This window comes from Pseudomonas sp. M5A4_2d, assembly GCF_053345295.1.
The window spans coordinates 164,283-187,517 of sequence record NZ_JBKEZW010000006.1 but is presented as its reverse complement, the minus strand read 5'-3'; the positions used below and the strand labels follow the sequence as shown (position 1 = coordinate 187,517).

The following is a 23,235-nucleotide window of genomic DNA, read 5'->3' as shown; positions in this document are numbered from 1 at the left end:
GCTACATGTGTTGACTGATACGCCGTATTCGCGAGCAAGCCCGCTCCCACAGTTGATCTACAGCGTTCTTGGGTTATTTGGACACCGGCATCGCAAACTCCGCGCCCTGCTCGATGCTCTCCGACCAGCGCTGCATGATCGACTTCTGCTTGGTGTAGAAGCGCACACCTTCAGTGCCGTAGGCATGCATGTCGCCGAACAGGCTCTTCTTCCAACCGCCAAAGCCATGCCAGGCCATCGGCACCGGGATCGGCACGTTGATGCCGACCATGCCCACTTCGATACGCCGTGCAAATTCGCGGGCGATGTTGCCGTCGCGGGTAAAGCAGCTGACGCCGTTGCCGAATTCGTGGTCGTTGACCAGCTTGATCGCTTCGGCAAAGTCATCCACGCGCACACAGGCCAGCACCGGGCCGAAGATTTCTTCGCGGTAGATGCTCATGTCTCGGGTCACGTGGTCGAACAAGGTTGCGCCAAGCCAGAAGCCATTCTCCAGGCCGGGTTCGGTGGGCACATAGTCGCGCCCGTCGAGCAGCAGTTGCGCGCCGGCTTGCACGCCCTGTTCTATATAGCCGCTGATGCGTTGCAGCGCAGCACGCGAGACGATCGGGCCCATCTCGGCCTTCAAGTCGCGGCCATCGGTGATGCGCAGTTCTTTAGCGCGCGCGGTCAAGGCGGCAATCACCTTGTCCCCCACATCGCCCACCAGCACCGCCACCGAGATCGCCATGCAACGCTCGCCGGCACTGCCGTAGGCGGCGCCCATCAGTGCGTCGACGGTTTTTTCGATGTCTGCGTCGGGCATCACCACCATGTGGTTTTTTGCGCCGCCCAGGCCTTGGACGCGCTTGCCGTGGCGGGCGCCGGTTTCGTAGATGTATTGCGCAATCGGCGTGGAGCCGACGAAGCTCACGGCCCTGACGTCCGGGTGTTCGATCAGCGCGTCCACCGCCTCTTTGTCGCCCTGCACCACGTTGAACACACCTTTGGGCAAGCCGGCTTCACGCAGCAGCTCGGCCATGAACAGCGAGGCGCTTGGGTCAGTCGGGCTTGGCTTGAGGATGAAGGTGTTGCCCGCCGCGATGGCGATCGGGTACATCCACATCGGCACCATCACCGGGAAGTTGAACGGCGTAACGCCGGCCACCACGCCCAGGGGCTGGCGCATCGTCCAGTTGTCCATACCACGGGAAACCTGGTCGGAATGTTCGCCCTTGAGCAGGTTGGGAATGCCGCAGGCAAATTCAAGGATGTCGATGCCACGGTCCACTTCGCCCTGGGCGTCGGTGAAGACCTTGCCGTGTTCGGCGACAATGATGCGCGCCAAGTCGTCCTTGCGTTCACGCAACAGGTGCAGGTACTCGAACAGTACGCGGGCGCGGCGGATCGGCGGTGTGTCAGCCCAGCCGGCGAACGCGGCCTGGGCGGCAGCGACGGCTTCGCCAACGGTCTGGCGGCTGGCCAGGGCGACGCGGCCGGTCACTTCGCCGGTGGCCGGGTTATAAACGTCCTGATAGCGGTCATCGCGGCTCACGCGCTGGTCGTTGATGTAATGTTCGATCGTTGCAGTCATGGCAGTGGCCCCTGGGTCGGTAACGTTGGAACACACGATAGGCTTTCGGTTTGTTCCAAACCAGAGCAGAATCCAGAACTGATTGTCCTCATATGCGAACAATAGAACCATGGAAAAAGCTGAGATCGAAGGGTTGTGGACCCACATTCATTGGCTGTCAGTGCTGGAAGAACAAGGCACCTACACCGCCGCCGCCGCACGCCTGGGGGTGAGTAAATCCGCTGTCAGCCAGCGCATCTCGGACCTGGAAAAGGCCACCGGCACGCGGTTGGTCACCCGCACCACGCGCAGCGTACGGCTGACCGATGCAGGGCTGTCTTTGACCCGGGAAGTGCGCAGCGCCTATGAACATATCGCCCGCAGTTTTTCCTCGGTGCGCGACTCGGCCGGTGAGATTCGCGGGCTGGTGCGCCTCACCGCGCCGGTGGCGTTTGCGCGGCAGCAACTGGTGCCGCACCTGCCGGCGTTCTTGCAGCAATACCCGCAGGTGCGTATCCAGTTGGATGTGTCGGATGCCTTGAGTTCACTGGCGGCCGAAGGTTACGACCTGGCGGTGCGGCACGGCTTCCAGGTGCCGGAAACCCATGTGGCGTGGAAGTTGTGCGACACCACGTCGGTGTTGGTCGCCACACAGGATTACCTGCAACACCACGGAGAACCGCGCGAGCCCGGCGATCTCACCGCACACAACTGCCTCTATTACCCACGGGGCACCGACCAACCCGCGTGGACGTTCGAACGCGGCGGCAAAAAGGTCGAACGCGTCACCGTACCGATCTCCGGCAGCTTTTCCACTAACAACAGCGAAGCCTTGCGTGATTCGGCGCTCAACCACCTGGGCATCGCCCTGCTCCCGGATTTCAGCGCCCATGCCGCGCTCACCAGCGGCAAACTGGTACAGGTGCTCAAGGGGTGGACACTCAAAGGCGCATTTGCCGATGAGATTTACCTGATACGCCCCTACTCGCCTCATGTACCCAAGTCGGTCAGTACGTTAGTGAGCTATCTAAAGGATAAGTTGTCCGGCGGCTTCAGGTTGACGGGGTAAGTCTTAACCGTATTCATACGGGTTAAGTGGAGTCATTCTCGACAACCTAAAATCAATACAATACTTATAGCCAGCGGCAATAACCCACATAACGAACACACAGGATTTGTCATCAACTTGATACGTATGCAAAGCGCCGCCAACGCGTTCTTGACGCCTCGCAAAAAGCCATACAACTAATTGTAAAATTTGGATAAGTTGCGTGACGCCCCCCTCGTTAAAGCCCCCGTTTAAAACTCCTTCATTCGCAAACTTGCAAAAAAACCACAACCGGCTAAGTTCATGAATACCGTGAAAGCCATCAGCCATTACGCATAAAACCAGCCCACCAGGCGAGGGATTTTATTGCTCTAAAAACAGCCCCGGACACTGACACGGAACTTAAGTCTTAACACTCAAAAGGGATGCTTTGATGAAGCGCAGCCGGTGGTATCGTGCGTTTTCGAAAAAGGGGCCAGCCGAACATTTTTGGCTGTCATTGTTGTGCTTTTCTGTACTGGTGATTGCCAGCTTTCTGTTGTTTGAACAACAAATCCAGGACTTCCTGATTCATCTGAACCTGTACCAGCCTTCCACGCCGGCCCAGACCCTCAACCTTGCACTGCTGCTGATCGCCCTGCTCTCCCTCGACGTGGTGCTACCGGTGCCCTCCAGCATGGTCGCCTTGCTGGCAGTGGCCATGCTCGGCAGCCTCGGTGGTTACCTGGTGATTTTTATCGGCCTGTGCCTGGGCGCCGGGTTGGGGTATGCGTTGGGCGCCGGTTATTTTCGGCTGTTGTCCGGCCGCCTGGGCTTGCATCAACGTTCGCCTGGGCAGTTGGGGTATCGGCTGGGCACGCTGTCGTTGATCTGCCTGCGCGGCGTGCCGGTGTTGGCGGAAACCTCGGTGGTGGCCGCCGGGATGCAACGCTATCCGCTGCGGGCTTTTTTGCTGATTACCACATTGGCCAATGCCGGTCTCGCGCTGGCCTACACGGCCATCGGCACGTTCCTGATCGAGCAGAACGCGCTGTTGGTGACCATCCTCGCCAGTATGGTATTGCCGGTCGCATTTGTTGCCGGCTACAGCCTGCTCAAGCGCAAGCCCCGTGTGGAGCCGCCTCTGCGCGGGCGGTTCGAGGTCAGTTACGACTACCCGGTGATCTTCACCGACCACCTGTTCGACCCGCTCAACCCTTGCCTGCACCGCGCGCTTACCGCGCAGCACCACACCCCCGTGACGGTGATGGTGTTCGCCGATGAGCAACTGCTGCACAGCGCGCCCCAGTTGCGCGAACAGATCGACGCCTATTTCGCCGCCCATGCCGACCTGCATTTGCAAACCGCCCCCCTCGCAGTACCGGCCGGTGAACTGAGCAAAACCTCACAGGTGTTGGAGCAGCTTTACACCGACATGCTGCAACACGGCCTGGACCGGCATTGCTACGTGCTGGCGCTGGGCGGCGGCGCGGTACTGGATGCGGTGGGCTACGCCTGCGCCACCTTCCACCGGGGCATTCGCCTGATCCGTATCCCCAGCACCGTGCTGGCCCAGAACGACGCCGGCATCGGCGTGAAAAACGGCATCAACGCTTTCGGCCAGAAGAACCTGCTGGGCGCCTTCTACCCCGCCACGGCGGTGATCAATGACTTCCAGTTGCTGACCAGCCTGACCCGCCGCGACCAGATCGCCGGGCTGGCCGAAGCGGTCAAAGTAGCGTTGATCAAGGACCAGGCATTCTTCGAGTGGATGGAACAGCACGCCGACGCCCTCGCCCACTTCGACCACGCGGCCAGCCGCTATGCGATTCGCCGTTGCGCCGAGCTGCACCTTGGGCACATCACCGGCGCCGGCGACCCGTTCGAACGCGGCAACGGCCGGCCCCTGGATTACGGGCACTGGGCCGCACACAAACTGGAAAACCTCAGCCACCACCGGCTGCGCCATGGCGAAGCCGTTGCGGTGGGCATGGCCTTGGACGGGCTGTATGCCAATGCACTCGGGCTGTTGAGCGACGCCGACACGCAACGGGTCATGAGCCTGTTGCGCAAGCTGGGCTTCAACTTGTGCCCACCGGAGCTGAGCTTGCAGGATGCGCAGGGCCGCTCACCGCTGTTGCTCGGCCTGGAGGAATTTCGCCAGCATTTGGGTGGGCAGCTGTCGATCCCCATGCTCAACCGCATCGGCCAGTCGGTGGACCTGCATGAAATCGACGGCGCGAAAATGCAAGCGGCGCTGCTACGGCTGTCGACCCGCAGCGATGCGGTAGTGCCCCTGGGCGAGGGTTACGCGCAATGAGCCCGATGAAAACCTGGATGACGCTTGGCCGGGTGTCCAACCTGCCCACGGTGTGGACCAACACCCTGGCCGCCGCCCTGCTCGCCAGCAGTGCCGGGGCAATGGCGCCGCCGTCGTCACTGGTGTGGGTGCTGCTGTTGATCACGCTGTCGTTGCTGTACCTGGCCGGCATGCTGCTCAACGACTGGCTGGACGCCGACTGGGACCAGCAACACCACAACCCGCGACCGATCACCCTGGGCCTGGCCAGCCGTCAGCACGTGGGCCTGGCCACGGCGCTGTTGCTGATACTCGCTGCGGCGGCGGTGCTGGGCCTGAGCCGGCTGATCGACGAACCGCACTGGCTGCTCGGCAGTGTGGTGCTGCTGGTGGGCTGCATCTTCGGCTACAACCTGCTGCACAAGAAATACGCCCACAGCGTCTGGCTGATGGGCGCCTGCCGCTCGGCGCTGTACCTCACGGCGGCCGCCAGCCTGGCCGTGCCGCCAGAGCCGATCTGGCTGTGCGCAATCCTGCTCGGCGTGTACATCAGCGGTTTGACCTACCTGGCCCGTCAGGAGCACCGCAACCAACTGATCAGCCGCCTGCCGTTGCTGTTGATGCTGAGCCCGCTGGCCTTGGCGATCTACTCCAATAACCTGTGGTTCTGGCCGGTGCTGCTGCTCTGGCTGGGGTGGTTGGGCTGGCACTACTGGAAGTACCTGGCCAACCCGCAACAGCGCAAGGTGCGCGCGTTTATCGGGGCGGGCCTGGCCGCCTTGCCACTGTTTGATGCGCTGGTGCTGGCCGTGGCCAATCAGCCGTTGGGCAGCCTGCTGTGTGTACTGGTGTTTTTCCTGCTCCCCCACTTTCAGCGTTGGATCAAGCCGACATGAACATGCGCCAGGATTGCCTCACCGAACACCGCCACGTGTTGACCCAACAACTGGCGGCTGCCCAACTGCAGTGGTGGCAGCAGGCTCAGGCACAGCTTGCGCAACAACCGGACGCCACCACCGCGGCGCTGTTGAGCGGCCAGTGCAAGCGTCAGTTGCCGGGCCATGCCGTCGAGCTGGCGCGTGCGTTGGTGTTGGCCAATGCGCTGGAACATACCCCGGTGGACGAACAATTGCCGCTGCTGCGCCAGCTGTTCCTGTGGGGCGACGATCAGGAAAAAATCGCCCTGCTTGGCGCCCTCGACTGGCTCGACAGCGACGGGGTGTGCCTGGAGCTGGCCTTGCAGGCCGGGCGCACCAGTAACCCCCAGGTATTCGCCGCCCTCGCCCTCGACACGGCCTACCCGTCACGTCATTACCCGGAGCGCGCCTTTCACCAGTTGGTGTTGAAGGCACTCGGCATGGGCCTCGACGTCGGGCGCCTGGTTGGCCTGACGCAGCACCACAGCGTCAGCCTCAACCAACTGGCGCTCGACCTGCTCGATGAACAACTGGCGGCCGAACGCACTGTGTCCCCCGGCCTGCCCCGAGTGATCGCCTTTGACCTGCTCAGCCAGGCGCAACACCAGCGCCTGCGCGGCCTGCGCCTGCCGCCGGAATGGCACGCCTACTTGAACTGATGCACACCGCCTGCCCTTGACGAGGATTCACCATGCTCAAGTACTTCGATCCGCATATTCATATGGTCAGCCGCACCACCGACGACTACCAGAACATGGCCGCCGCCGGGATCACCGGGGTGATCGAACCGGCGTTCTGGCAAGGCCAGGCGCGTACCAGCGTCGGCAGTTTCGTCGACTACTTCGACACGCTGCTGGGCTGGGAACGCTTTCGCGCGAGCATGTTCGGCATCCATCACTTCTGCACCATCGGGCTTAACCCCAAAGAAGCGAATGACCTGTCGATCGCCAACGAAGTGCTGGAGATCCTGCCGCGCTATCTGGTGAAGGACGGCGTGGTGGCGGTGGGCGAAATCGGCTACGACGACATCACCCCCGAAGAGGATCGCTTTCTCGCGGCGCAGCTTGAGCTGGCGAAACAATTAAATCTGCCGGTGCTGGTGCATACGCCACACCGCGACAAGATCGGTGGCACCAAACGCACACTGGCGGTGATCCGGGACGTGGGGATCGCCGAGCACCTGGTGATTATTGACCACCTCAACGAACTGACCCTGCCGCTGGTGCTGGACAGCGAGTGCTGGCGCGGCCATTCCATTTACCCCAACACCAAGATGTCGGAGCAGCGCATGGTCGCCCTGCTCAAGGAATACGGCACCGAAAAAATGGTGGTCAACAGCGCCGCCGACTGGGGCATCAGCGACCCGCTCAAGGTGCCCAAGACCGGCCAGGCGATGTTGGCAGCGGGCTTTACTGAAGCCCAGGTAGAACAGGTGCTGTTCCACAATCCGGTGGACTTTTTTGCCCAGAGCGGCCAGCTGGACAAGAGCTTGGTCAGCACCCCGCTGCCCATCGACCAACGCAAGCAATGGCAGGAAAACTCGGCCCTGCGCGGCCAGGAACCGGTGGTTAAATGAGCCCCCGTAGCGGCTGGACGGCGCCCCAGGTCGGGTATTGCAGCAATGTGCACCCGACCCGTGACCTGGCCGGGTTACGCACCTCCATCGAGCAGCACTTTCAGGGCGTGCGACACCTGCGCGGGCTGCACGAACAGGACAGCGGCTTGTGGATCTGCGCTCACGCTGCGGCGCAATTACAACAGGCATCGGCGTGCACGCAATTCCTCGAGTTGCTCGATCAAACCGGCTTGCGGCTGACGTCGCTGAATGGTTTTCCCTATGGCGAATTCCATCAGGGCGCAGTGAAAGCCGAGGTGTATTTACCCCACTGGGCCGACCCCCAGCGGCTGGCCTACAGCCTGAACCTGGCGCGCATCCTCGCGCAGGCCTTGCCGGTCGACTGCCACCAAGGAGTGATTTCCACGGTGCCGCTGGGCTATGCCGCCACCTGGACCGCGCCATTGCAGGCGCGCGCCGACGAGCACCTCAACCAACTCACTGCGGCACTCGCCAACCTGCACCGGGAAACCGGCAAGCAGATCGTGTTCTGCCTGGAGATGGAGCCCGATTGCGTGCTGGAAAACACCGAGCAGGCCATCGCGTTCTTCCAGCGTCGGCAGCGCCTGGACCCGAACCATGCTTACCTGGCCCTGTGTTTTGATGTGTGCCACCAGGCGGTAATGTTCGAGGATTGCTATCAGTCGCTGGCCAGGCTGCGTCAAGCCCAGGTGCCCGTGGGCAAGATCCAGCTGTCCAACGCGATGATCTGCCGCTTGCCAACTGAGGACGCGCATCGCCGCGAACACGTGCTCGAGACCCTGAGCACCTTCGCCGAAACCACCTACCTGCATCAGGTAAAAGCGCTCGACCCTCTCGGCCGCATTATCAGCTGGCCGGACCTGCCGGCCGCGCTCGCCGACTGCAGCGGTTTGCGTGAACTGCGCATTCATTTCCATATCCCGCTGTTCAGCGAACACTTGCTGTTGCCCGAACTCAGCGGCAGCCAGGCCGCGTTGGCACAGACCTTCGATTACCTGGCGGCCCATGGTGACTTCCGCCCGGTGCTGGAAGTGGAAACCTACAGCTGGGGGGTGCTGCCCGCGCAACTGCGGCCCACCACCGAGCGGGCGCAACTGGAAGGGATCGCCGCCGAATTGCGCTGGGTTGAGGACCAACTGCGCCAGCGCAATCTGCTGCTTTCCCTCAAGCACGAGGCGTACGCCCATGCGCTCTGAACAACCGCTGCTGCTGATCAATGTGGTCGGGCTGACGCCATCGCTGCTGGGTGAGGCAACGCCGCATATCAATGCCCTGCTCAAGACCGCGCAGATGGCCTACTTGCAACCGGTGTTCCCCGCCGTCACCTCGACGGTACAAGCCTCGATCCTCACCGGCGCGCCGCCGTCGCAACACGGCATCGTCGGCAATGGCTGGTACTTTCGCGACCAGGCCGAAGTGCGGTTCTGGCTGCAACCCAATGCGCTGATCGAGGGTGAAAAAGTCTGGCACACGCTCAAGCGCGAGCTCCCGGGCTTTCGCTGCAGCCAGTTGTTCTGGTGGTACAACATGTACGCCGACGTGGACGCCGCGATCACCCCGCGCCCGCACTACCCGGCGGATGGTCGCAAACAATTCGGTCTGTATTCGTCGCCACCCGGGCTGCACGAACAGATCGAACGGCAGATTGGCGAGTTTCCGTTTCCAGGGTTCTGGGGCCCGGCGGCAGGGATTGCATCGAGCCGCTGGATCGTCGATTGCGCGATGGTCGAGTTCCAGATCAACCGGCCTCACTTGCAGTTGATCTACCTGCCGCACCTCGATTACAGCTTGCAGCGCGTGGGGCCCGATCATCCCTCGATTGCTGGTGAAGTACGGGCCATCGACAGTGAAGTGGGTCGCCTGCTGACCTTTGCCCAAGCGCAAGGCGCGGCAGTGATGCTGCTGTCCGAATATGGCATCGAAGCCGTCGAGCAGTCAGTGTCGATCAACCGTGTGTTGCGCGCCGAAGGCCTGTTGCAGGTGCGCCAGTCCCTGAGCTGGGAATTGCTCGACCCCGGCGCCAGCGCGGCGTTTGCCGTGGCCGACCATCAGGTCGCGCATGTCTACGTGAAGCAGGCGCAGGACATCCCGCGGGTCAAAGCCTTGCTGCAACGCCAGCCCGGCATCGAGCAGGTGCTGGACAAGGCCGAACAACGCGCCTGGCAACTGGACCACCCGCGCAGCGGCGAGCTGGTGGCCGTGGCCGCCGCCGGTTTCTGGTTCGATTATTACTACTGGATGGATGATCGCAACGCACCGGATTTCGCGCGCACCGTGGACATCCACCGCAAGCCCGGTTACGACCCGGCCGAGCTGTTTATCGACCCGGCGATTCGTTTCCCCACATTGAAAGTGGCGCGCCGCCTGCTGCAAAAGAAGCTCGGCTTTCGCTACTACATGGACCTCATCCCACTGGACACCACCCTGGTACGCGGCAGCCATGGTCGCTTACCCAGCAGCGTACAGACCGGCCCGCTGCTGATCACCAATTGCGCACTGGCGCTACCGCAACACCTTGCGGCGACGACAGTGAAGCAACTGCTCCTGGAACACTTCCTGGGGCGCCCACACCTCGAACTGGCCACAGCCAAGGAGCTTCCATGCGGCGAGCCTTATCTATAACTGTCCTGAGTGCATTGGCCGGGTTGGCCCATGCCCAAGGCACCACCCCCTTCGACTGCACCCAGTTCCTGCAGTTTGGAGGCAACCTCGACAAGACCCGCGCGGCCTTCGTGCAAAGCCGCGACACGCTCGCCTGGAACTGGTTTGCCTGCCTGAACCAGAACGTCTCCGCGCAAAGCCCGGATCGGGTCTGGGAGACCATGAAGCCTTCGGATCAGGTCTACCTGAGCAATGGCGCTCAGCCCCTGCCGTATGCCGAGCGCGAGCGCGTACCGATCGAGGTGATTGCACAGGCACAAAAACTGGGCATGAACCTCAACCGTACCTTTCACAACCTCAATGCCACGCAGCAAGTGGATGGGTTGATCCTGCAGATGGGCGGCCAGGTGCCGGCGGCGCAAAAAGGCCAGCCGGTACGTTTCCAACTGTTGATGGGCCAGGACACCTTCAACTACATCGTGCAGCAGAACGTCTACAACGTGAATGGCCAGGCCGCGCTGACCAGCGACCTGTCGTTCCCCTCCACCGCCTGGGAGTTGAAGGCTGCCTGGCTGTGGATCGGCAACAACCCGACCTATCAGCAGCAACTGATCAAGGATGGCTACTACATTGCCCAGGCCTACTATCAGCAGGACGGTAAATACCTGGTCGGCTACGCCGCGCTCAGCGGTTTGCATGTGATCAACAAACTTAACCCCGACTGGGTGTGGACCACCTTCGAAAACCGCAACAACAGCAAGTACACGGTGACCAACGCGACGCCTGCAACGCCGATGACCAACAGCACCGGGCCCACAAAGGCGGCGCAGCCGGTGAACACGACGTTTCAGGCCAACTTCCCGGCCCTGGCGCAGTACGAGTTGATCGGCGTGCAATCCAACACGCTGCCGACCTTGCTCGCCAACTCCCAGCTGGAGTCGGCGTTCCAGAGCGAGTCTTCGTGTTTCGCCTGCCACAGCACCGCCGCGTATTCAGCGAAAAAAGGCTACTTCAATTTCGCCCTCAAACAACAGGGCGGCATCGTGTACCCCACGGCCGAACTGCCGCCCGCAGACTTTGTCGGCTACCACAAACTGGACTTTGTCTGGTCGCTCAAACGCGCCCAGTGGCAACGCTAAGGAGCCTCACATGAGCGTATTGAATTTCCCGCGTATCTACCTGGGCGGCCATATGTTCTGGAACCCGCCGACCGCCAACAACAACGACATGTACCCGCTCTATGACGCGGTAAAAATGCAGATGAACTGGCCGTTTTTGAAGGCCTTCAACATCACCCCGGAAAACGCCATCAGCACCTTGCTGCCGTGGACAATCGCGCCGCTGTCACCCGCCAGCGTACCGCCCTACGTCATGCAGGTGCCGGGCAATGCCGGGCAGTTGACCACACCGATGATTCCCGGCGAATGGAACCTGTTCGGCGACAACGCGTGCGGCACCGTCAGCTACAACCAGACCCAATCGGTGGTCACCGGCGGCGAGTTGCCCAACGGTGGCTATGTGAGCCAGGACCCGCTGATCAACCAGAGCTTCCAGTTGCTCGGCAACCCCTTCGGCGGCGCCCCCTCCTCCCCGGCGCGCTTCGTGGACGTGAGCCCTTGGCAGAACACCTTCACCGCGCTGTATTTCGACAAGCTGGTGCTGGGCAATGCGCAGTGCGGCCTGACGCTCAATCGCCAGTTCCGCATGCTCGACCGCTTCCTGAACTTCAACTGGGCCAACCTGGGCGGCCTGGCCTATGTCACCACCACTTGGCAAACCTGTTTCCCGAAGGAAAACCTGGAGTGGGTGATCGGCAACTCGGCCTTGCTGCAAAACCTGCAAACGCAAATGGCGCAACAAAACGCCAAGGGCCTGATGTTCCGCTTTTCCACCTACCTGACCTGCTACGACAAGAACGGCATCCTCAACAATTACCCGCCCATCGACACCCACAGTTCCAGTGCGGCAGCCCAGGCCAAGGTGCAGGCCATGTATCAGCAGGGTCTGGACAACGTCGGCGATATTTTCTTCAACCCCGCCTACAGCCGTACGGTGGGCACCCTGGGCCTGTGGTTCGAAGACGAGTTCCCCACCGCCCCCGCTGGCAGACGCCTGTTGCCCGCCAGCCCCGTGCCCATCTACAAAACCACGCCGGCTCAGTCAACACCGGCGCAACTGGGTGTGATCTCGGCCCAGGCCCATGGCGCGACCTTGTCGCTGGACCTGAGCAACGCCTTCCCGTTCTATCCGATCGACAGAAACGCAGCCATACCGGTAGCCGCCAAGTACCAGGCCGGCAACTACCAGATTGGCACTCGCCAGAATGGCCAGTTCAGCCCGCTGGCCAGCTTCGGTTATGACGACTATCAACAGGCGGCGTTCGACAAGCGCTCCGGCATCCTCGACCTGACGCTGACGGCACAAGCACAGACGCAACTGCAAACCGGCACCCTGGAACTGCAACTGCAGGGCGCCACCGCCGTCACCGCCGCGACCCAGCAGATGTGGACCGCCGAAGTGGTGGAGAGCGCCAGCTTTATCGACGTGGGCGACACCCGGACGCTGCAGGTCATGGTGCAATACGACGGCCTGCCCGCACCGGCCGGCACCACGTTGTGGGTGGCGGAATACGGCAACGCCTACATGCTGTGCACCACCGATTACTACCTGGCATTCAGCAATCCGGCCAACTTCACGCTCTTCAACAATGACCCGCAAAACCCGGCCAATAACAGCGCGAACCTGCCGCAATTCCAGGGTGCATCGACGCTGCTCAGCCAGGTGACCGAGGGCACGGGCCGCCAGCTCATGGCTACGCGGCTCGCGGTGGCGGCGGATCAAATGACGCCGGTGACCTATCAGCAATTTCTGCCGACACCCGCCGCTGTCGCCTTGAGCCCGACGCTTAAGTTCGCCAACCCGATCGCGATGCAGGGCACGTTGCAGGACCCGCTCAACAGTACGGTGCAATACAGCCTGACCAAGATTCAGACCGACGCCAATGGCATCGCCAACCTGACCGTCACGGGCTTGGCACCGGGGTTTCCGACCTTGCGTTTTTTCCTGCAGGAAGGTCAGCAAACACCCACCATTCCGTTCAGCTTCCCGCTCCCGACGGCCTTCACCGACTTCCTCGCACCGCTGCGCGTACTGCCGCTGGAGCCGCAGCTGCAGCAGGATTTCGTCAATGCGTGGAACCGCATTTATATGAACAAGGACGCGGGCACCGTGATCTGGGAGACCTTCATCTACCCCTTCATCCTGCAGCCGTTCTATTACCTGTACCCGATCATGAGCAAGTTCATGCCACTCAACTCCTTGACGCGCATCGAGGGCGCCGTCGACCAATTGATTGTGTTGATCAGTAAGGAATACCAGGAGGAAAGCACCCTGGCGATGCCCATCACACGGGACATGCCGCAAAGCCGTCGCGCGGTGCTGGAGCTGTGGGCGCAAGCCCTGGTGAAACGCAATTACCCGCCCATTCCACTCAGCATGAGCGACTACGACTAAGCCACACACAGGATCGCCGGGTGGCGAAACAATCACCCGGCACACCACAGGAGTGTCCTATGAACACCAGCCTCTTAAGCCGACTGTTGCTGCTGATACTGCTGCTCAGCCCTGGCGCGTTTGCCGCAGATGACAGCGGCGCCGTGTACTTCACCAACGGGGTGCACAACAGCGAGGGATGTAATCAACAGAACGGCAACTGCATTGCCGAGCGCGCGCCCGGCGACCCGTCCGATCCGTTTTTTCCGGCGCAATGGATCAGCGACTGGACAATGTACCGGGTGATGAACAACTACGAGAAAAACCCGCCGCCCTACAGCAATCCACCTTCCACCCTCACGCCTGCGGATTACACCGTTTCCAAGGGCACCAGCTACTACGACACCGCCTACATCCCAGCGGACGGCGACGGCTTCGGCTTCGGCGCGATGATGGAGCACTACGAGAAGTACTGCTTGCCGATCTTCCCGATCAAGAACAACAACTACACCTGCTCGTTCGTGTCCCTGGGCAACAAGGCGTACTTCCTGACGTATCCGCAGGACCGCCCGAAAGACATGCCGGCCTGCTGCATGTTTTCACCGATGAATCATCCGCCACGCCAAAGCTTTATCGAACACCTGCCGTACAGCGCCGCGCGCAGCAAAAACCTCAACGGCAGCGTGCAGGCCTATGCGCTGGACCTGCAATCACCGGCGGGGCCGATCCTGTTCGGGTATGCCTTCAACAAACAACAGTCGGGGTCACCGCCCTACCGTTTGCCCCAGTCATTCTTCTTTTCGGGGGACGCCAGCGTCGCGAATGCACCCATCGTGAGCCAGAACTACACGAATTTCCGTATCGCCAGACCCGACCCGAAACAGACCTGGGACCAAGTGGCCGCGATGTGCCCGTCGAACCCGCCGCCTTGCCAGCTGTTCGAACCGCCGGCGTCCCAAAGCAACGGCCACAAGGCGCAGTGGAACCAGCTCATGCAGCGCAAACCCTGACCTACAAGGACGGATCGCCATGAAAACGTTATTCAGTGTGATGTTACTCGGGCTGGTCAGCCTGTCGGCCCAGGCCCGGGAGGCGCCTCAGGCGTCGACGCTGGCCACGCAGCTCAATTGCCAGCCGCCCAGCAGCGCACCGGCCGCCACTGCCCCGCAGGACCAGTTCGATCAATACAGCTGGCAGATGTTTATCGCCTTGAACTGGCCTGCCCAGGACGGGCAACGCGGCACGCCCAACTGCAACAAACAACCGGGCGATGCCGGCTACACGGTGTGGCAGACCTACAAAACCGTCAGCGAAATCTTCCTGCCGGGAGCCGCCAACCCGGGGCCCTGGAACAGCCCGCTGACCGCTCGCAGCCTGGGCATCATCAACATCGCTGCGCTGAAGAACAGCTCACTGGTCAACTCCATCGACCAGGCCGTCGGCGGCTGGTTGATCGACCAGGCGGGCAACCCGACCTACTACGACATCTCGGCCAACCTGGCTTCCTATAACTACATCGTGGGCAACAATTTCTACAACGCCAACGTGGTGTCCAAAGCCAGCAACATCAGCTTCCCCAACGGGGTCATCGAGATCAAATCGAGCTGGCGCATGCTTACGCCCAAGGACAACGCCAGCCATTACCTGACGCAGTTCGCGCGCGTGGCCACCTTCAATAATCAGGGCCAACGCACCGGGGTGACCGAGGCTTACCTCGGGCTGGTGGGCCTGCATATCATCACCAAGGTCAATGGCTACCCGCAGTGGATCTGGTCGACCTTCGAGCAAATCGAAAACGTGCCGCCCAAGGCCAAGGTCAATGGCCAATGGGTCGACCAGCCTGTCACCGGCACCGCCTATTCCTACTACAGCCCGCTCGCGCCTGCCGCGACGCTCAACCAGTCACCGTGCAACTGGCAAACCCAGGGCACGCAACTGGTCTGCGTGCCCAAACCCGGCACTACGTTCCAGACGCCGAACCCTCTGAACCGCGTGACACCGATTGCCGATGCCACAGGCTGGGTGAACGCCAATTACCAGGCCAACCCCGGCCTGCAACGCAGCGTATTGAAGTACTACCAGCTCATCACCACCCAGCGCCCATTGATGCCGAACAACCCGAGTAACCCGCTGGGCCAACCGACACCGGCACTGTCGGCCAACGTGACCATGGAAAGCTACATCCAGCCCAACAGCAGTTGCATGAACTGCCACTCCATGGCGACACCGGTGAAGAGCCCGTTCAAATCCGACTTCTCCTACCTGTTCAAATTCGCCAATTCGCCTGTCACCCCACACGCCACGGACAAGGAATAGACCATGAGCATCCTCAACGGACCACGACTGAATTTCTGGGGCGGCATCCGCACGGACGTGAGTTTGCCGAACAACTCACCGACCATTCCCTTCAACGGCAACCCGAACTGGCCGCTGTTCGACCTGACCACGTCGACCCTTGCGCCGGGTGCGCAGCCGTATACCGATGACCAGTTGAACAACATGATCAACGCGCCGGCCGGCAACTACTACACCGCTGGCGGCTGGAACCACTATGGCCAGCATGTGGTGGACATGCAGAACGCCTTGATCAGTTCCCAAGGTGCGCCGGGCAACATCAGCACCACCGGCGACCAGGTCGGCCAGCCCGTGTACCTGCTGGGCTCGGTGGACCCGGTCACCGGACAAGGCCCGGTGTCCGGCCCGATGATGGTAGACCTCGACCCCAGCGCGTCGACCACCACACAGATATTCGTCGGCGGCCTGCAAATCGGCAGCAGTGACAATATCCAGTTGCTGATCCGCTGCAATGCGGTGTGCAGCAGTTTCGACGTGACCGGCCGTGTGCTCGACCCGGCGAAGATGGACGCGCCGGGCTCGTTCCATGCCAGCGGCACGTTCCAGCTGACCTTCCCGCTGAGCAGCATCGTCAGTTGGAACCAAAACAGCAGCGGCCTCAAGGCGATCATCCAGGCCCCGGGGGCGACCGGCATTGTCCTGCGTTTCGTGATGTTCGAGATGTGCCCGCAGATGACCACCGCGCAACTGGACGCCGATTACGCGGCGGGCAAATACACGCCCAACCCAAGCATCGGCCGCGTGATCGGTACCCTGGCCCCGGCGTTTGCCGGCGAGCCGTCGGGCTGCCAGCCAGGTCGGCAACTGGTCAACCAGGTCACGGGCAATGCCGCCTATGCAGCCCTGGGCAACAATGGCTTGCTGAGCCTCGATATGGTCAACGTCATCCCCAAGCAAACCTTCCGGGCCGTGCGGGACGACATCACCAGCCCTATCGGGCCGAATGCGAATTACGGGCCGGTGACGATTTCCGCTGGCGCGGCCGCGTTGATGACCCTCAACCCAACCACCAGCCCGTTGGTCAATTACTACGTGTACGGCGGCATCGTCGACGTGGCGCTCAATGCCAGCCAGCAGCAAGCCGTTAAGACCACCGCGTTGAACATCACCGCGCCCAACCCGGTGAACGGTCAAAAACTCAACGCGACCGAATCGACCTATCGGGTATACGCCGATCAGCGCAATGTGTACCTGGAGGATTACCCCAATGGCCTGACCATCACGTTACAGGTCAGCTACCTGGGCGGGCCGGTGCCCAACGCCACCAAGGTCAGCCTGGGGGCCAGCGCACCTGGGGTTTATGATCAAAAGCAATACACCGACTTCCTCAACTTTCCGACGTCACTGACCGTCAATGCCGGCCAACAGACGGTGAGTTTTCCGGTCACCCTCAAACCCGGCAGCGCCAGCCAGGCAGGCTTTGTCGCGCTGACCTGCACGGCCAATGGCGTGGACGACGGCGCCTTCTTCACCAACTTGCGCAAATATGCCCAGACCGACTTCGGCATTCCCAAGGGCAGCATCATCACCTGGCAGCAGATGTACCCGAACGTGCTGCGCTTTCACTATCTGGCCTTCCCCGCCATGTCGCGCTACATCCCGCTGAACCAACCCGACGCGATCATGGGCGCGAAGAACGCCATCCTCGCGCGCACTTCGGACGCCTACAAAGGCACCACACTGTTCATGCCGGTGGTGCGTTCGATGTCGCCGGCCCAACGGGCGCTGCTGCGCGCCTATCTCACCGGCAGCCCGTGGCAGCCGCCGCAATAGGAGCAACGCCCATGACCCTGCATATCCCGGCGCAGCCCATCGAAAACCTGCGCCCCAGTACACTGATCGCCGAGAGCCTGCTCAACCCACGCGGTGTGTGCGTGCAAGCCGATGGCAGCCTGCTACTGGCCGAGGCCGGCTCAGGCCTGGCGGACCAGCCGTTCAGCGGCCGCGTCAGTCGGCTACGACCCGACCCGTTGCAGCCCGGTGCCTATCTGCCCAGCGAGACCCTCGCACAAGGCTTTCGCGCCATGAACATGCAGGCGCGCATGCTGCGTGATGAAATCATGGGGTTGTCGGACATTGCCTGCGGCGGCGGCCGTTGCCTGGCCAGCCAGACCGATTATGTCGGCGGCTCCAAACTGCTCGACCTGCAATACAGCCCGCCCGAACCGGTGTTTCACAGCCGTGGCAATTTGAATGCGCTGTGTTATCACCCGACCCGCAACAGTTGGCTGGCGGTCAAGCCCGATACCAACCAACTGGTGGAGTTTCGCGACGGCCAGGACGAACAGGTGCTGGTGCAATTGCCCGAACTGGACATGGGCCAGGAAGCCGTCCCCGTGACCCTGGTGTATGAACCGCAGACAGACGCGGTGCTGATCAGCCTGTTCTCCGGGGAGCTGCACGGCGACCCGGCGCGCAAGGGCATCGACTTTGCCGACTTCGCAGGCCAAGTGGTCCGAGTGCACCCGGCCAGCGGGCAGATTGAGGTGGTAATACGCGGCTTGCAATTGCCCACGGGCCTGGCGCTGTGCCCGCAGGGCAACCTGCTGGTGCTGGAGCTATGCAACCACCTGCAACAACCCTTGCCGCCGGACTGGAGCGGCGAGCCGCTGCATGGCGGTTTTACTCGATTCAGTGGGCGATTGTTGCGTTGCAACCTGCACACCGGGCCGGTCGAAGTATTGGCGCGCGGGCTGGATACGCCGTCCAACCTGTGTGTGGTGCAAGGCGCGGTGTTAGTGAGCGAAGGCATGGGGCTGGCCGGCCGGCGCATACCCACACCCGACAACACGGTGGTGCCATTGAGTGGGCGGTTACGCCGGGTGCAGCTCTGAACGCCGCCTTATGCAGGCAAGACCGCAGCGTCTAACATCAAAACGGTAGCGGGCCCGGCACGAAAAGAGGGATTGTGCCTGGCCGCTTCCACCATATGGGCGGCCAGATGATGGGCATCCAGTGCGTCCCTGGAAGCCCACGTTTCGATCAGGACAAAACTGTCTTGGTTGCCCGCAACCGGGTGCAAATCATATTGCAGGCAGCCATGCTCGGCCCTGACCTTGGGCGCCAGCCCTTCGAATGCGGCCAACTGCTGCGAACCTTTACCGGGCTGGGTATGGATAATCACGACAAGCCGAACTTCATCTGACATGAAAACACCGTTGCATAGGCTGGATAGGGAACCCGCACAGTACGTGAGCAAAGAGCGGGCGGCAAAAGACGTAACAGGCACTTTTATTTCACAGGGTTTTCACAGTTGAGCGCCTAGGCTTAACCCAGCTCCTAAGTGAACACCTTTTAAGCCCGCGCCCCCATCGTGGGCTTTTCTTTGTCCGGTGAACGGTGGCTTTATGCGCTGCAATCACCTTCGCATCATGCGCCCACTGCACGTGTTTACCGGCGCTGTAGTCGTAGCCGTCAGGCCTGAGCATATTTTGCTCGCTGGAACACGGTACACGGCGTATTCAAGCATCGCTTGCTGCCAGTCCGCACCCCGCTCGGAGCCTGGCCACTTCTCATGATGGAAGCCGCCACTGCTCCAACCCGGCCCGACCTGATCGTAAGCAACCGCTTACGCAGAGCGCCTTTCGTTACGATTTTGTTGTTTTTTTACGCCTTTCCCGTTCTTTCGCTCGTATCGGTGGTGAAAAAACCAAACGACCAAAAGCAGGCCTGCCAAGCCAAAAATGAACAGCAGTAGCTCTATTGCGGGACCTTCGTGTGAAAACATTTTTCGTTCCTCATCCTGAAGTCGCGTGACCCGAAACAGGTCATGCACGAAACTATTCGTAACAATTCATACATTTTCAGGTTAACGGCCAAAATCACCTGTGGCAACCCTGAATTGCGTTGTAACCATTGATCTAGACGGGTTGTTTATCGTAACGACTGAGTTGCAAGGCCCGTCAAAGCGCGCCTGCGGTAACCGAACTGACAGAAAACTGTGCTGGACTACGCTGGTGCTTTGGGGTTGGACGAAGCCAACACCACGCGCTTCGCCCCTGCTTTCCTCCAGGCAATAAAAAACTGCGATATCGCGGTTTCCAACGCAGCTGCGTAGGGGCGTCATTGCCTGTTTGTTTATCGCCGTGCTTACTGGATTGACTAAAGGGCGCTCAGTGCCCGAACAAGGAGTTCATCAATGATTCGTCAAGCATTACCCAGCGACGCAAAGGCCATCGCCCAGGTGCACATCAGCAGTTGGCAGCAAGCGTATCGCGACCTGATACCTGCCGAATACTTGAACGCGTTGGACGCAACGCTGGCTCAGCGTGAATCATCCTGGATTCGCTCGATTGAATCGGCCGAGTCGAACGTATGGGTCGCGGAGCTGAACCAGCAGGTCGTTGGCTGGATATCAGTCGGCGCCAGCCGTGACGAAGATGCCGCCGAGGGAAACGCAGGTGAGGTCATGGCCATCTATGTGTTAGCCAGCCATTGGCAAACCGGCGTCGGGCTGGCCTTGTGGAAAGCAGGTTTGCAGTGCTTGATTGAGCAGGGATATCAGCGCTTAACGCTTTGGGTGTTGACCGGTAATGAAAGGGCTATCCGATTTTATCGCAGGGCCGGATGCGTGGAGGAAAAAGGCAGTGAGCGTAATCTTCAGCGCGGCGGTGCAGCACTGGTAGAGGTGAGGTATGGGTTGCCCTTTACCCGGTTGAGCTAGGCAAGAAGGGGTGCGTTTTTTGTTATGCGCGCCCTGGTGTAGATCGCACATCATTGGCAGCAACCCACAGGCCTGAACAGGCCCGCGCAGTCCTTGAAAAATTATTTTATGAACCGGTGCATCCACTTTGATCGTTGGCTCGTAGATTCAATACCCTCACTCGGAGGGCATAAGAGCCAAGGAGATACATCATGCACGCTTTTTACAAAAAACTTGCTGCTGCCGCCTGCTTCTCGATTCTCTCCGTCACCGCAACGCTCAGCTTTGCCGCCGACACCGTGATGGTCGGAGGCGCAGCGATGTACCCCAGCAAAACCATCGTAGAAAACGCGGTCAACTCAAAGGACCACACAACACTCGTTGCGGCAGTCAAGGCCGCCGGACTGGTTGATACGCTCAACAGTAAAGGGCCTTTCACCGTATTCGCACCGACAAACGAAGCCTTTGCCAAGCTGCCGGCAGGTACCGTCGACACACTGGTCAAGCCTGAACACAAAGCCGACCTGACTAAAATCCTCACCTACCATGTTGTGCCTGGCACTCACACATCGGCACAGCTGATGGCCGACGCCAAAAAGAACGGAGGCACCGTTGTGCTGAAAACCGTTCAAGGCGAGTCGCTGAATATCAAACTGCACGACGGCAAACTGTGGGTAGTCGATGCCAAGGGCGGCAAAGCAAGTATCAGCATCGCAGACGTGATGCAGTCCAACGGCGTGATCCACGTTGTCGACTCGGTCTTGATGCCTTAAACGCTCTTCACACCCGGCAGGCGCAGCGCTTGCCGGGTGTTGGGACGTGTATGTCAAGGAAACGGCTCCAGAGGTTCGCAGGCTCTGTACATAGGGCTAAGCCTTCACTCCAGGCCACAAAAAAAGGCGCTACTAAGAGCGCCTTTTTTACCGCCAACTTACTGCAAGCCAACCTGACGCAGCTCGGGCGTAGCTTCGCCACCGATAGCGATTTTTTTCGGTTTGGCTTCTTCAGGAATCACGCGCAGCAAGTCAATGCTCAACAGTCCGTTGTTCATCGAAGCACCGCGAACCTCAATGTGATCCGCCAGACGGAATGACAACCGGAATGCTCGTTGCGCGATGCCCTGGTGCAGATAAGTTACTTCTTTCCCGGTTTCACGCTTGTCGCCAACGACTGTCAAAACCCCCTTCTCGACCTGGATATCCAGATCCGCTTCAGTGAGCCCAGCTACTGCGATGACAATACGGTATTCGTCATCACCATGCTTTTCCACATTATGAGGCGGATAGGTATTCGGAGCCTCGCTGCGAAGCGCCGACTCAAACAGGTCATTGAAACGATCGAAGCCCACAGATTGACGGAACAGCGGGGCCAACGAAAGGGTAGTAGCCATCTCTAAATCTCCTGATTAAATCCAAGTGATCAAGTGCGCGACCCGCATTCGGCGTCGCGTGATAAAAATTTATGTGCGACGGAAAAAATTTCAAGAGGGCAGATAAAAAATTTTACGATGCCTAGGCAAAGCCGTGGTTAACGAGGTTTGTAGTGGTCAACTAATCCCGGACACGACGTTAAGTTTTTCCTCGGCCCGCGCTGGCGCCAACCCATCGTTGAATTGGTGAGGCCGAATCCAGTTGTAGCGATGCATCAAAAAATGGCTGATATCGCGCTGTGCTTCCTGCGCAGTTCGATAGCCCACGGTCGGTATCCATTCTGTTTTCAAGCTGCGAAATACGCGCTCCATCGGTGCGTTATCCCAGCAGTTTCCTCGTCGACTCATGCTCTGGCGAATGCGGTATCGCCACAACCGCTGGCGAAAGAGTCGGCTTGCATATTGCGATCCCTGGTCCGAGTGGAATAGCAGATCCGAAGGCCTGCCACGCTGCTCGTAAGCCATATCCAGCGCTTTGATCACCAGCTCAGCGTCTGGCTTTTCCGACAGCACCCAGCCCACGATCCGACGCGTACAAAGATCCAGGACGACAGCCAAGTAATGCCACTTTCCTTGCGCCCAAATGTAGGTGATATCGCCGCACCAGACTTGATTGGGCGCTGGCACGTCGAACTCGCGGTTCAATGTGTTCGGGATATCCAGTCTTTCTATTGTTGCCCGCTTGTAGGCATGGGAGCCGGGTTGTTTGCTGACTAAATCAAGCTCGCGCATCAAGCTACGCACTTTGAATCGACCGAGTTGCTCACCGTCTTCACGCATCAGCGACAGGATGCTGCGACTGCCAGCAGAGCTGCGACTTTGCGAGAACAGCTCACTGACGCGACTACGCAATCGAAGCCGTTCAACATCGGGCGTGCGGCGCCGCAGGCGCTGGGCGTAGTAACACGAGCGAGTGACGTCAAACACCTTGCACAGCCAATCAACCGGTTCATGGGCGTTCAACTGGTCAATCAGCGCGAACGCTCGTGATCTTCCGACATCAAGAGCGCGGTAGCCTTTTTTAGTATTGATTTCTCTCGCTCAAGCCGAGCAATCCGGGCTTCCAGCTCCTGAATTTTTTGCTGTTCCGGAGTCAGTGCCTTGCTCTGCGGGGTGACGCCTTTATGTTCTTTCTGAATCTGGTCAACCCAGCGACGCAATGCCGATTCACCAATGCCGAGTGAACGGCTGGCTTCGATGTAGCTGTAGTTTTGTTTGAGCACAAGGTCGGCAGCCTCGCGCTTGAATTCAGGAGTAAAGGAGCGGCGTTGTTTGGTCATCTGACACCTCGATCTGGCGAGCATTCTCGCCTAAATGGGTGGCC

Annotated in this window: 20 protein-coding genes; 16 read left to right on the top strand and 4 right to left on the bottom strand. The window is 60.4% G+C overall.

Annotated elements, in window-relative coordinates:
• Positions 1-73: 73 nt before the first annotated feature.
• Positions 74-1,573, bottom strand: a complete 1,500-nt coding sequence (locus ACLBW8_RS16180; protein ID WP_432750648.1) for a CoA-acylating methylmalonate-semialdehyde dehydrogenase — start codon at positions 1,571-1,573, stop codon at positions 74-76.
• Between the two features lie 109 nt (positions 1,574-1,682).
• On the opposite strand from ACLBW8_RS16180, the gene ACLBW8_RS16175 reads away from it, so the two are divergent.
• From ACLBW8_RS16175 to ACLBW8_RS16115, 13 genes are all read left to right on the top strand, one after another.
• A complete protein-coding gene (locus ACLBW8_RS16175) occupies positions 1,683-2,621 on the top strand; it encodes a LysR family transcriptional regulator (RefSeq protein ID WP_128588043.1) in 939 nt (312 codons plus the stop codon).
• A gap of 412 nt (positions 2,622-3,033) precedes the next feature.
• Positions 3,034-4,899: a 3-dehydroquinate synthase gene (locus tag ACLBW8_RS16170; protein ID WP_447805816.1), complete on the top strand. Its 1,866-nt coding sequence runs from the start codon at positions 3,034-3,036 to the stop codon at positions 4,897-4,899.
• 5 nt (positions 4,900-4,904) lie between these two features.
• Positions 4,905-5,774: a UbiA family prenyltransferase gene (locus ACLBW8_RS16165; protein WP_064452834.1), complete on the top strand. Its 870-nt coding sequence runs from the start codon at positions 4,905-4,907 to the stop codon at positions 5,772-5,774.
• Positions 5,771-6,454 (top strand): EboA domain-containing protein, encoded by a 684-nt coding sequence (locus tag ACLBW8_RS16160; RefSeq protein ID WP_447805815.1) that lies wholly within the window; start codon positions 5,771-5,773, stop codon positions 6,452-6,454. Before ACLBW8_RS16165 ends, ACLBW8_RS16160 begins: the two co-directional genes overlap by 4 nt.
• A 32-nt stretch (positions 6,455-6,486) precedes the next feature.
• Positions 6,487-7,371, top strand: coding sequence for a TatD family hydrolase (locus ACLBW8_RS16155; RefSeq protein WP_447805814.1), 885 nt, complete (start codon positions 6,487-6,489; stop codon positions 7,369-7,371).
• The gene (gene eboE, locus ACLBW8_RS16150) at positions 7,368-8,588 is read left to right on the top strand and encodes a metabolite traffic protein EboE (RefSeq protein WP_432750650.1); all 1,221 of its coding nucleotides are present in this window, start codon (positions 7,368-7,370) and stop codon (positions 8,586-8,588) included. The genes ACLBW8_RS16155 and eboE overlap by 4 nt, the downstream gene beginning before the upstream one ends.
• Positions 8,578-10,014, top strand: a complete 1,437-nt coding sequence (locus tag ACLBW8_RS16145; protein ID WP_447805813.1) for an alkaline phosphatase family protein — start codon at positions 8,578-8,580, stop codon at positions 10,012-10,014. The genes eboE and ACLBW8_RS16145 overlap by 11 nt, the downstream gene beginning before the upstream one ends.
• Positions 9,993-11,132, top strand: coding sequence for a hypothetical protein (locus ACLBW8_RS16140; RefSeq protein ID WP_064452839.1), 1,140 nt, complete (start codon positions 9,993-9,995; stop codon positions 11,130-11,132). The genes ACLBW8_RS16145 and ACLBW8_RS16140 overlap by 22 nt, the downstream gene beginning before the upstream one ends.
• A 10-nt stretch (positions 11,133-11,142) precedes the next feature.
• On the top strand, positions 11,143-13,506 hold the full coding sequence (locus ACLBW8_RS16135) for a hypothetical protein (protein WP_447805812.1): 2,364 nt from the start codon (positions 11,143-11,145) through the stop codon (positions 13,504-13,506).
• 59 nt (positions 13,507-13,565) lie between these two features.
• Positions 13,566-14,495, top strand: coding sequence for a hypothetical protein (locus ACLBW8_RS16130; RefSeq protein WP_447805811.1), 930 nt, complete (start codon positions 13,566-13,568; stop codon positions 14,493-14,495).
• A gap of 19 nt (positions 14,496-14,514) precedes the next feature.
• Positions 14,515-15,801 carry a hypothetical protein gene (locus ACLBW8_RS16125; RefSeq protein ID WP_447805810.1) on the top strand — a complete coding sequence of 429 codons (1,287 nt, stop codon included), beginning with the start codon at positions 14,515-14,517 and terminating at the stop codon, positions 15,799-15,801.
• Between the two features lie 3 nt (positions 15,802-15,804).
• The gene (locus tag ACLBW8_RS16120; RefSeq protein ID WP_064452843.1) at positions 15,805-17,613 is read left to right on the top strand and encodes a hypothetical protein; all 1,809 of its coding nucleotides are present in this window, start codon (positions 15,805-15,807) and stop codon (positions 17,611-17,613) included.
• Positions 17,614-17,624: 11 nt separating this feature from the next.
• Entirely contained in the window at positions 17,625-18,674 is a 1,050-nt protein-coding gene (locus tag ACLBW8_RS16115) for a hypothetical protein (protein WP_064452844.1), read from the top strand.
• Positions 18,675-18,682: 8 nt separating this feature from the next.
• On the opposite strand, the gene ACLBW8_RS16110 is transcribed toward ACLBW8_RS16115, so the two are convergent.
• Positions 18,683-18,988, bottom strand: a complete 306-nt coding sequence (locus tag ACLBW8_RS16110) for a putative quinol monooxygenase (RefSeq protein ID WP_447805809.1) — start codon at positions 18,986-18,988, stop codon at positions 18,683-18,685.
• Between the two features lie 366 nt (positions 18,989-19,354).
• Between ACLBW8_RS16110 and ACLBW8_RS16105 the strand changes: the two genes are divergently transcribed.
• The 3 genes from ACLBW8_RS16105 to ACLBW8_RS16095 all read left to right on the top strand — a co-directional run bounded on the left by ACLBW8_RS16105 (position 19,355) and on the right by ACLBW8_RS16095 (position 21,255).
• Complete coding sequence (locus ACLBW8_RS16105) at positions 19,355-19,537, top strand: hypothetical protein (RefSeq protein ID WP_447805808.1); 183 nt, start codon at positions 19,355-19,357, stop codon at positions 19,535-19,537.
• 441 nt (positions 19,538-19,978) lie between these two features.
• Positions 19,979-20,503: an N-acetyltransferase family protein gene (locus tag ACLBW8_RS16100; protein WP_447805807.1), complete on the top strand. Its 525-nt coding sequence runs from the start codon at positions 19,979-19,981 to the stop codon at positions 20,501-20,503.
• 191 nt (positions 20,504-20,694) lie between these two features.
• Positions 20,695-21,255: a fasciclin domain-containing protein gene (locus tag ACLBW8_RS16095; protein ID WP_447805806.1), complete on the top strand. Its 561-nt coding sequence runs from the start codon at positions 20,695-20,697 to the stop codon at positions 21,253-21,255.
• A gap of 158 nt (positions 21,256-21,413) precedes the next feature.
• Here ACLBW8_RS16095 and ACLBW8_RS16090 read toward each other — a convergent pair whose 3' ends face one another.
• Both ACLBW8_RS16090 and ACLBW8_RS16085 read right to left on the bottom strand, forming a co-directional pair.
• Positions 21,414-21,872 carry an Hsp20 family protein gene (locus ACLBW8_RS16090; RefSeq protein ID WP_064452848.1) on the bottom strand — a complete coding sequence of 153 codons (459 nt, stop codon included), beginning with the start codon at positions 21,870-21,872 and terminating at the stop codon, positions 21,414-21,416.
• A 156-nt stretch (positions 21,873-22,028) separates the two neighbouring features.
• Positions 22,029-23,191, bottom strand: a protein-coding gene (locus ACLBW8_RS16085; RefSeq protein WP_447805805.1) for an IS3 family transposase whose coding sequence is annotated in 2 segments (ribosomal slippage) — positions 22,029-22,936 and positions 22,936-23,191 — 1,164 coding nt in all. Because the reading frame shifts where the segments join, the coding sequence is not laid out codon by codon here.
• Between the last annotated feature and the right edge of the window lie 44 nt (positions 23,192-23,235).

What these genes read in the sequence shown, in the direction of transcription:
- ACLBW8_RS16180 (WP_432750648.1), bottom strand. Translation starts at nt 1,573, where the DNA reads ATGACTGCAACGATCGAACATTACATCAACGACCAGCGCGTGAGCCGC.
- ACLBW8_RS16175 (WP_128588043.1), top strand. Translation starts at nt 1,683, where the DNA reads ATGGAAAAAGCTGAGATCGAAGGGTTGTGGACCCACATTCATTGGCTG.
- ACLBW8_RS16170 (WP_447805816.1), top strand. Translation starts at nt 3,034, where the DNA reads ATGAAGCGCAGCCGGTGGTATCGTGCGTTTTCGAAAAAGGGGCCAGCC.
- ACLBW8_RS16165 (WP_064452834.1), top strand. Translation starts at nt 4,905, where the DNA reads ATGAAAACCTGGATGACGCTTGGCCGGGTGTCCAACCTGCCCACGGTG.
- ACLBW8_RS16160 (WP_447805815.1), top strand. Translation starts at nt 5,771, where the DNA reads ATGAACATGCGCCAGGATTGCCTCACCGAACACCGCCACGTGTTGACC.
- ACLBW8_RS16155 (WP_447805814.1), top strand. Translation starts at nt 6,487, where the DNA reads ATGCTCAAGTACTTCGATCCGCATATTCATATGGTCAGCCGCACCACC.
- eboE (WP_432750650.1), top strand. Translation starts at nt 7,368, where the DNA reads ATGAGCCCCCGTAGCGGCTGGACGGCGCCCCAGGTCGGGTATTGCAGC.
- ACLBW8_RS16145 (WP_447805813.1), top strand. Translation starts at nt 8,578, where the DNA reads ATGCGCTCTGAACAACCGCTGCTGCTGATCAATGTGGTCGGGCTGACG.
- ACLBW8_RS16140 (WP_064452839.1), top strand. Translation starts at nt 9,993, where the DNA reads ATGCGGCGAGCCTTATCTATAACTGTCCTGAGTGCATTGGCCGGGTTG.
- ACLBW8_RS16135 (WP_447805812.1), top strand. Translation starts at nt 11,143, where the DNA reads ATGAGCGTATTGAATTTCCCGCGTATCTACCTGGGCGGCCATATGTTC.
- ACLBW8_RS16130 (WP_447805811.1), top strand. Translation starts at nt 13,566, where the DNA reads ATGAACACCAGCCTCTTAAGCCGACTGTTGCTGCTGATACTGCTGCTC.
- ACLBW8_RS16125 (WP_447805810.1), top strand. Translation starts at nt 14,515, where the DNA reads ATGAAAACGTTATTCAGTGTGATGTTACTCGGGCTGGTCAGCCTGTCG.
- ACLBW8_RS16120 (WP_064452843.1), top strand. Translation starts at nt 15,805, where the DNA reads ATGAGCATCCTCAACGGACCACGACTGAATTTCTGGGGCGGCATCCGC.
- ACLBW8_RS16115 (WP_064452844.1), top strand. Translation starts at nt 17,625, where the DNA reads ATGACCCTGCATATCCCGGCGCAGCCCATCGAAAACCTGCGCCCCAGT.
- ACLBW8_RS16110 (WP_447805809.1), bottom strand. Translation starts at nt 18,988, where the DNA reads ATGTCAGATGAAGTTCGGCTTGTCGTGATTATCCATACCCAGCCCGGT.
- ACLBW8_RS16105 (WP_447805808.1), top strand. Translation starts at nt 19,355, where the DNA reads ATGATGGAAGCCGCCACTGCTCCAACCCGGCCCGACCTGATCGTAAGC.
- ACLBW8_RS16100 (WP_447805807.1), top strand. Translation starts at nt 19,979, where the DNA reads ATGATTCGTCAAGCATTACCCAGCGACGCAAAGGCCATCGCCCAGGTG.
- ACLBW8_RS16095 (WP_447805806.1), top strand. Translation starts at nt 20,695, where the DNA reads ATGCACGCTTTTTACAAAAAACTTGCTGCTGCCGCCTGCTTCTCGATT.
- ACLBW8_RS16090 (WP_064452848.1), bottom strand. Translation starts at nt 21,872, where the DNA reads ATGGCTACTACCCTTTCGTTGGCCCCGCTGTTCCGTCAATCTGTGGGC.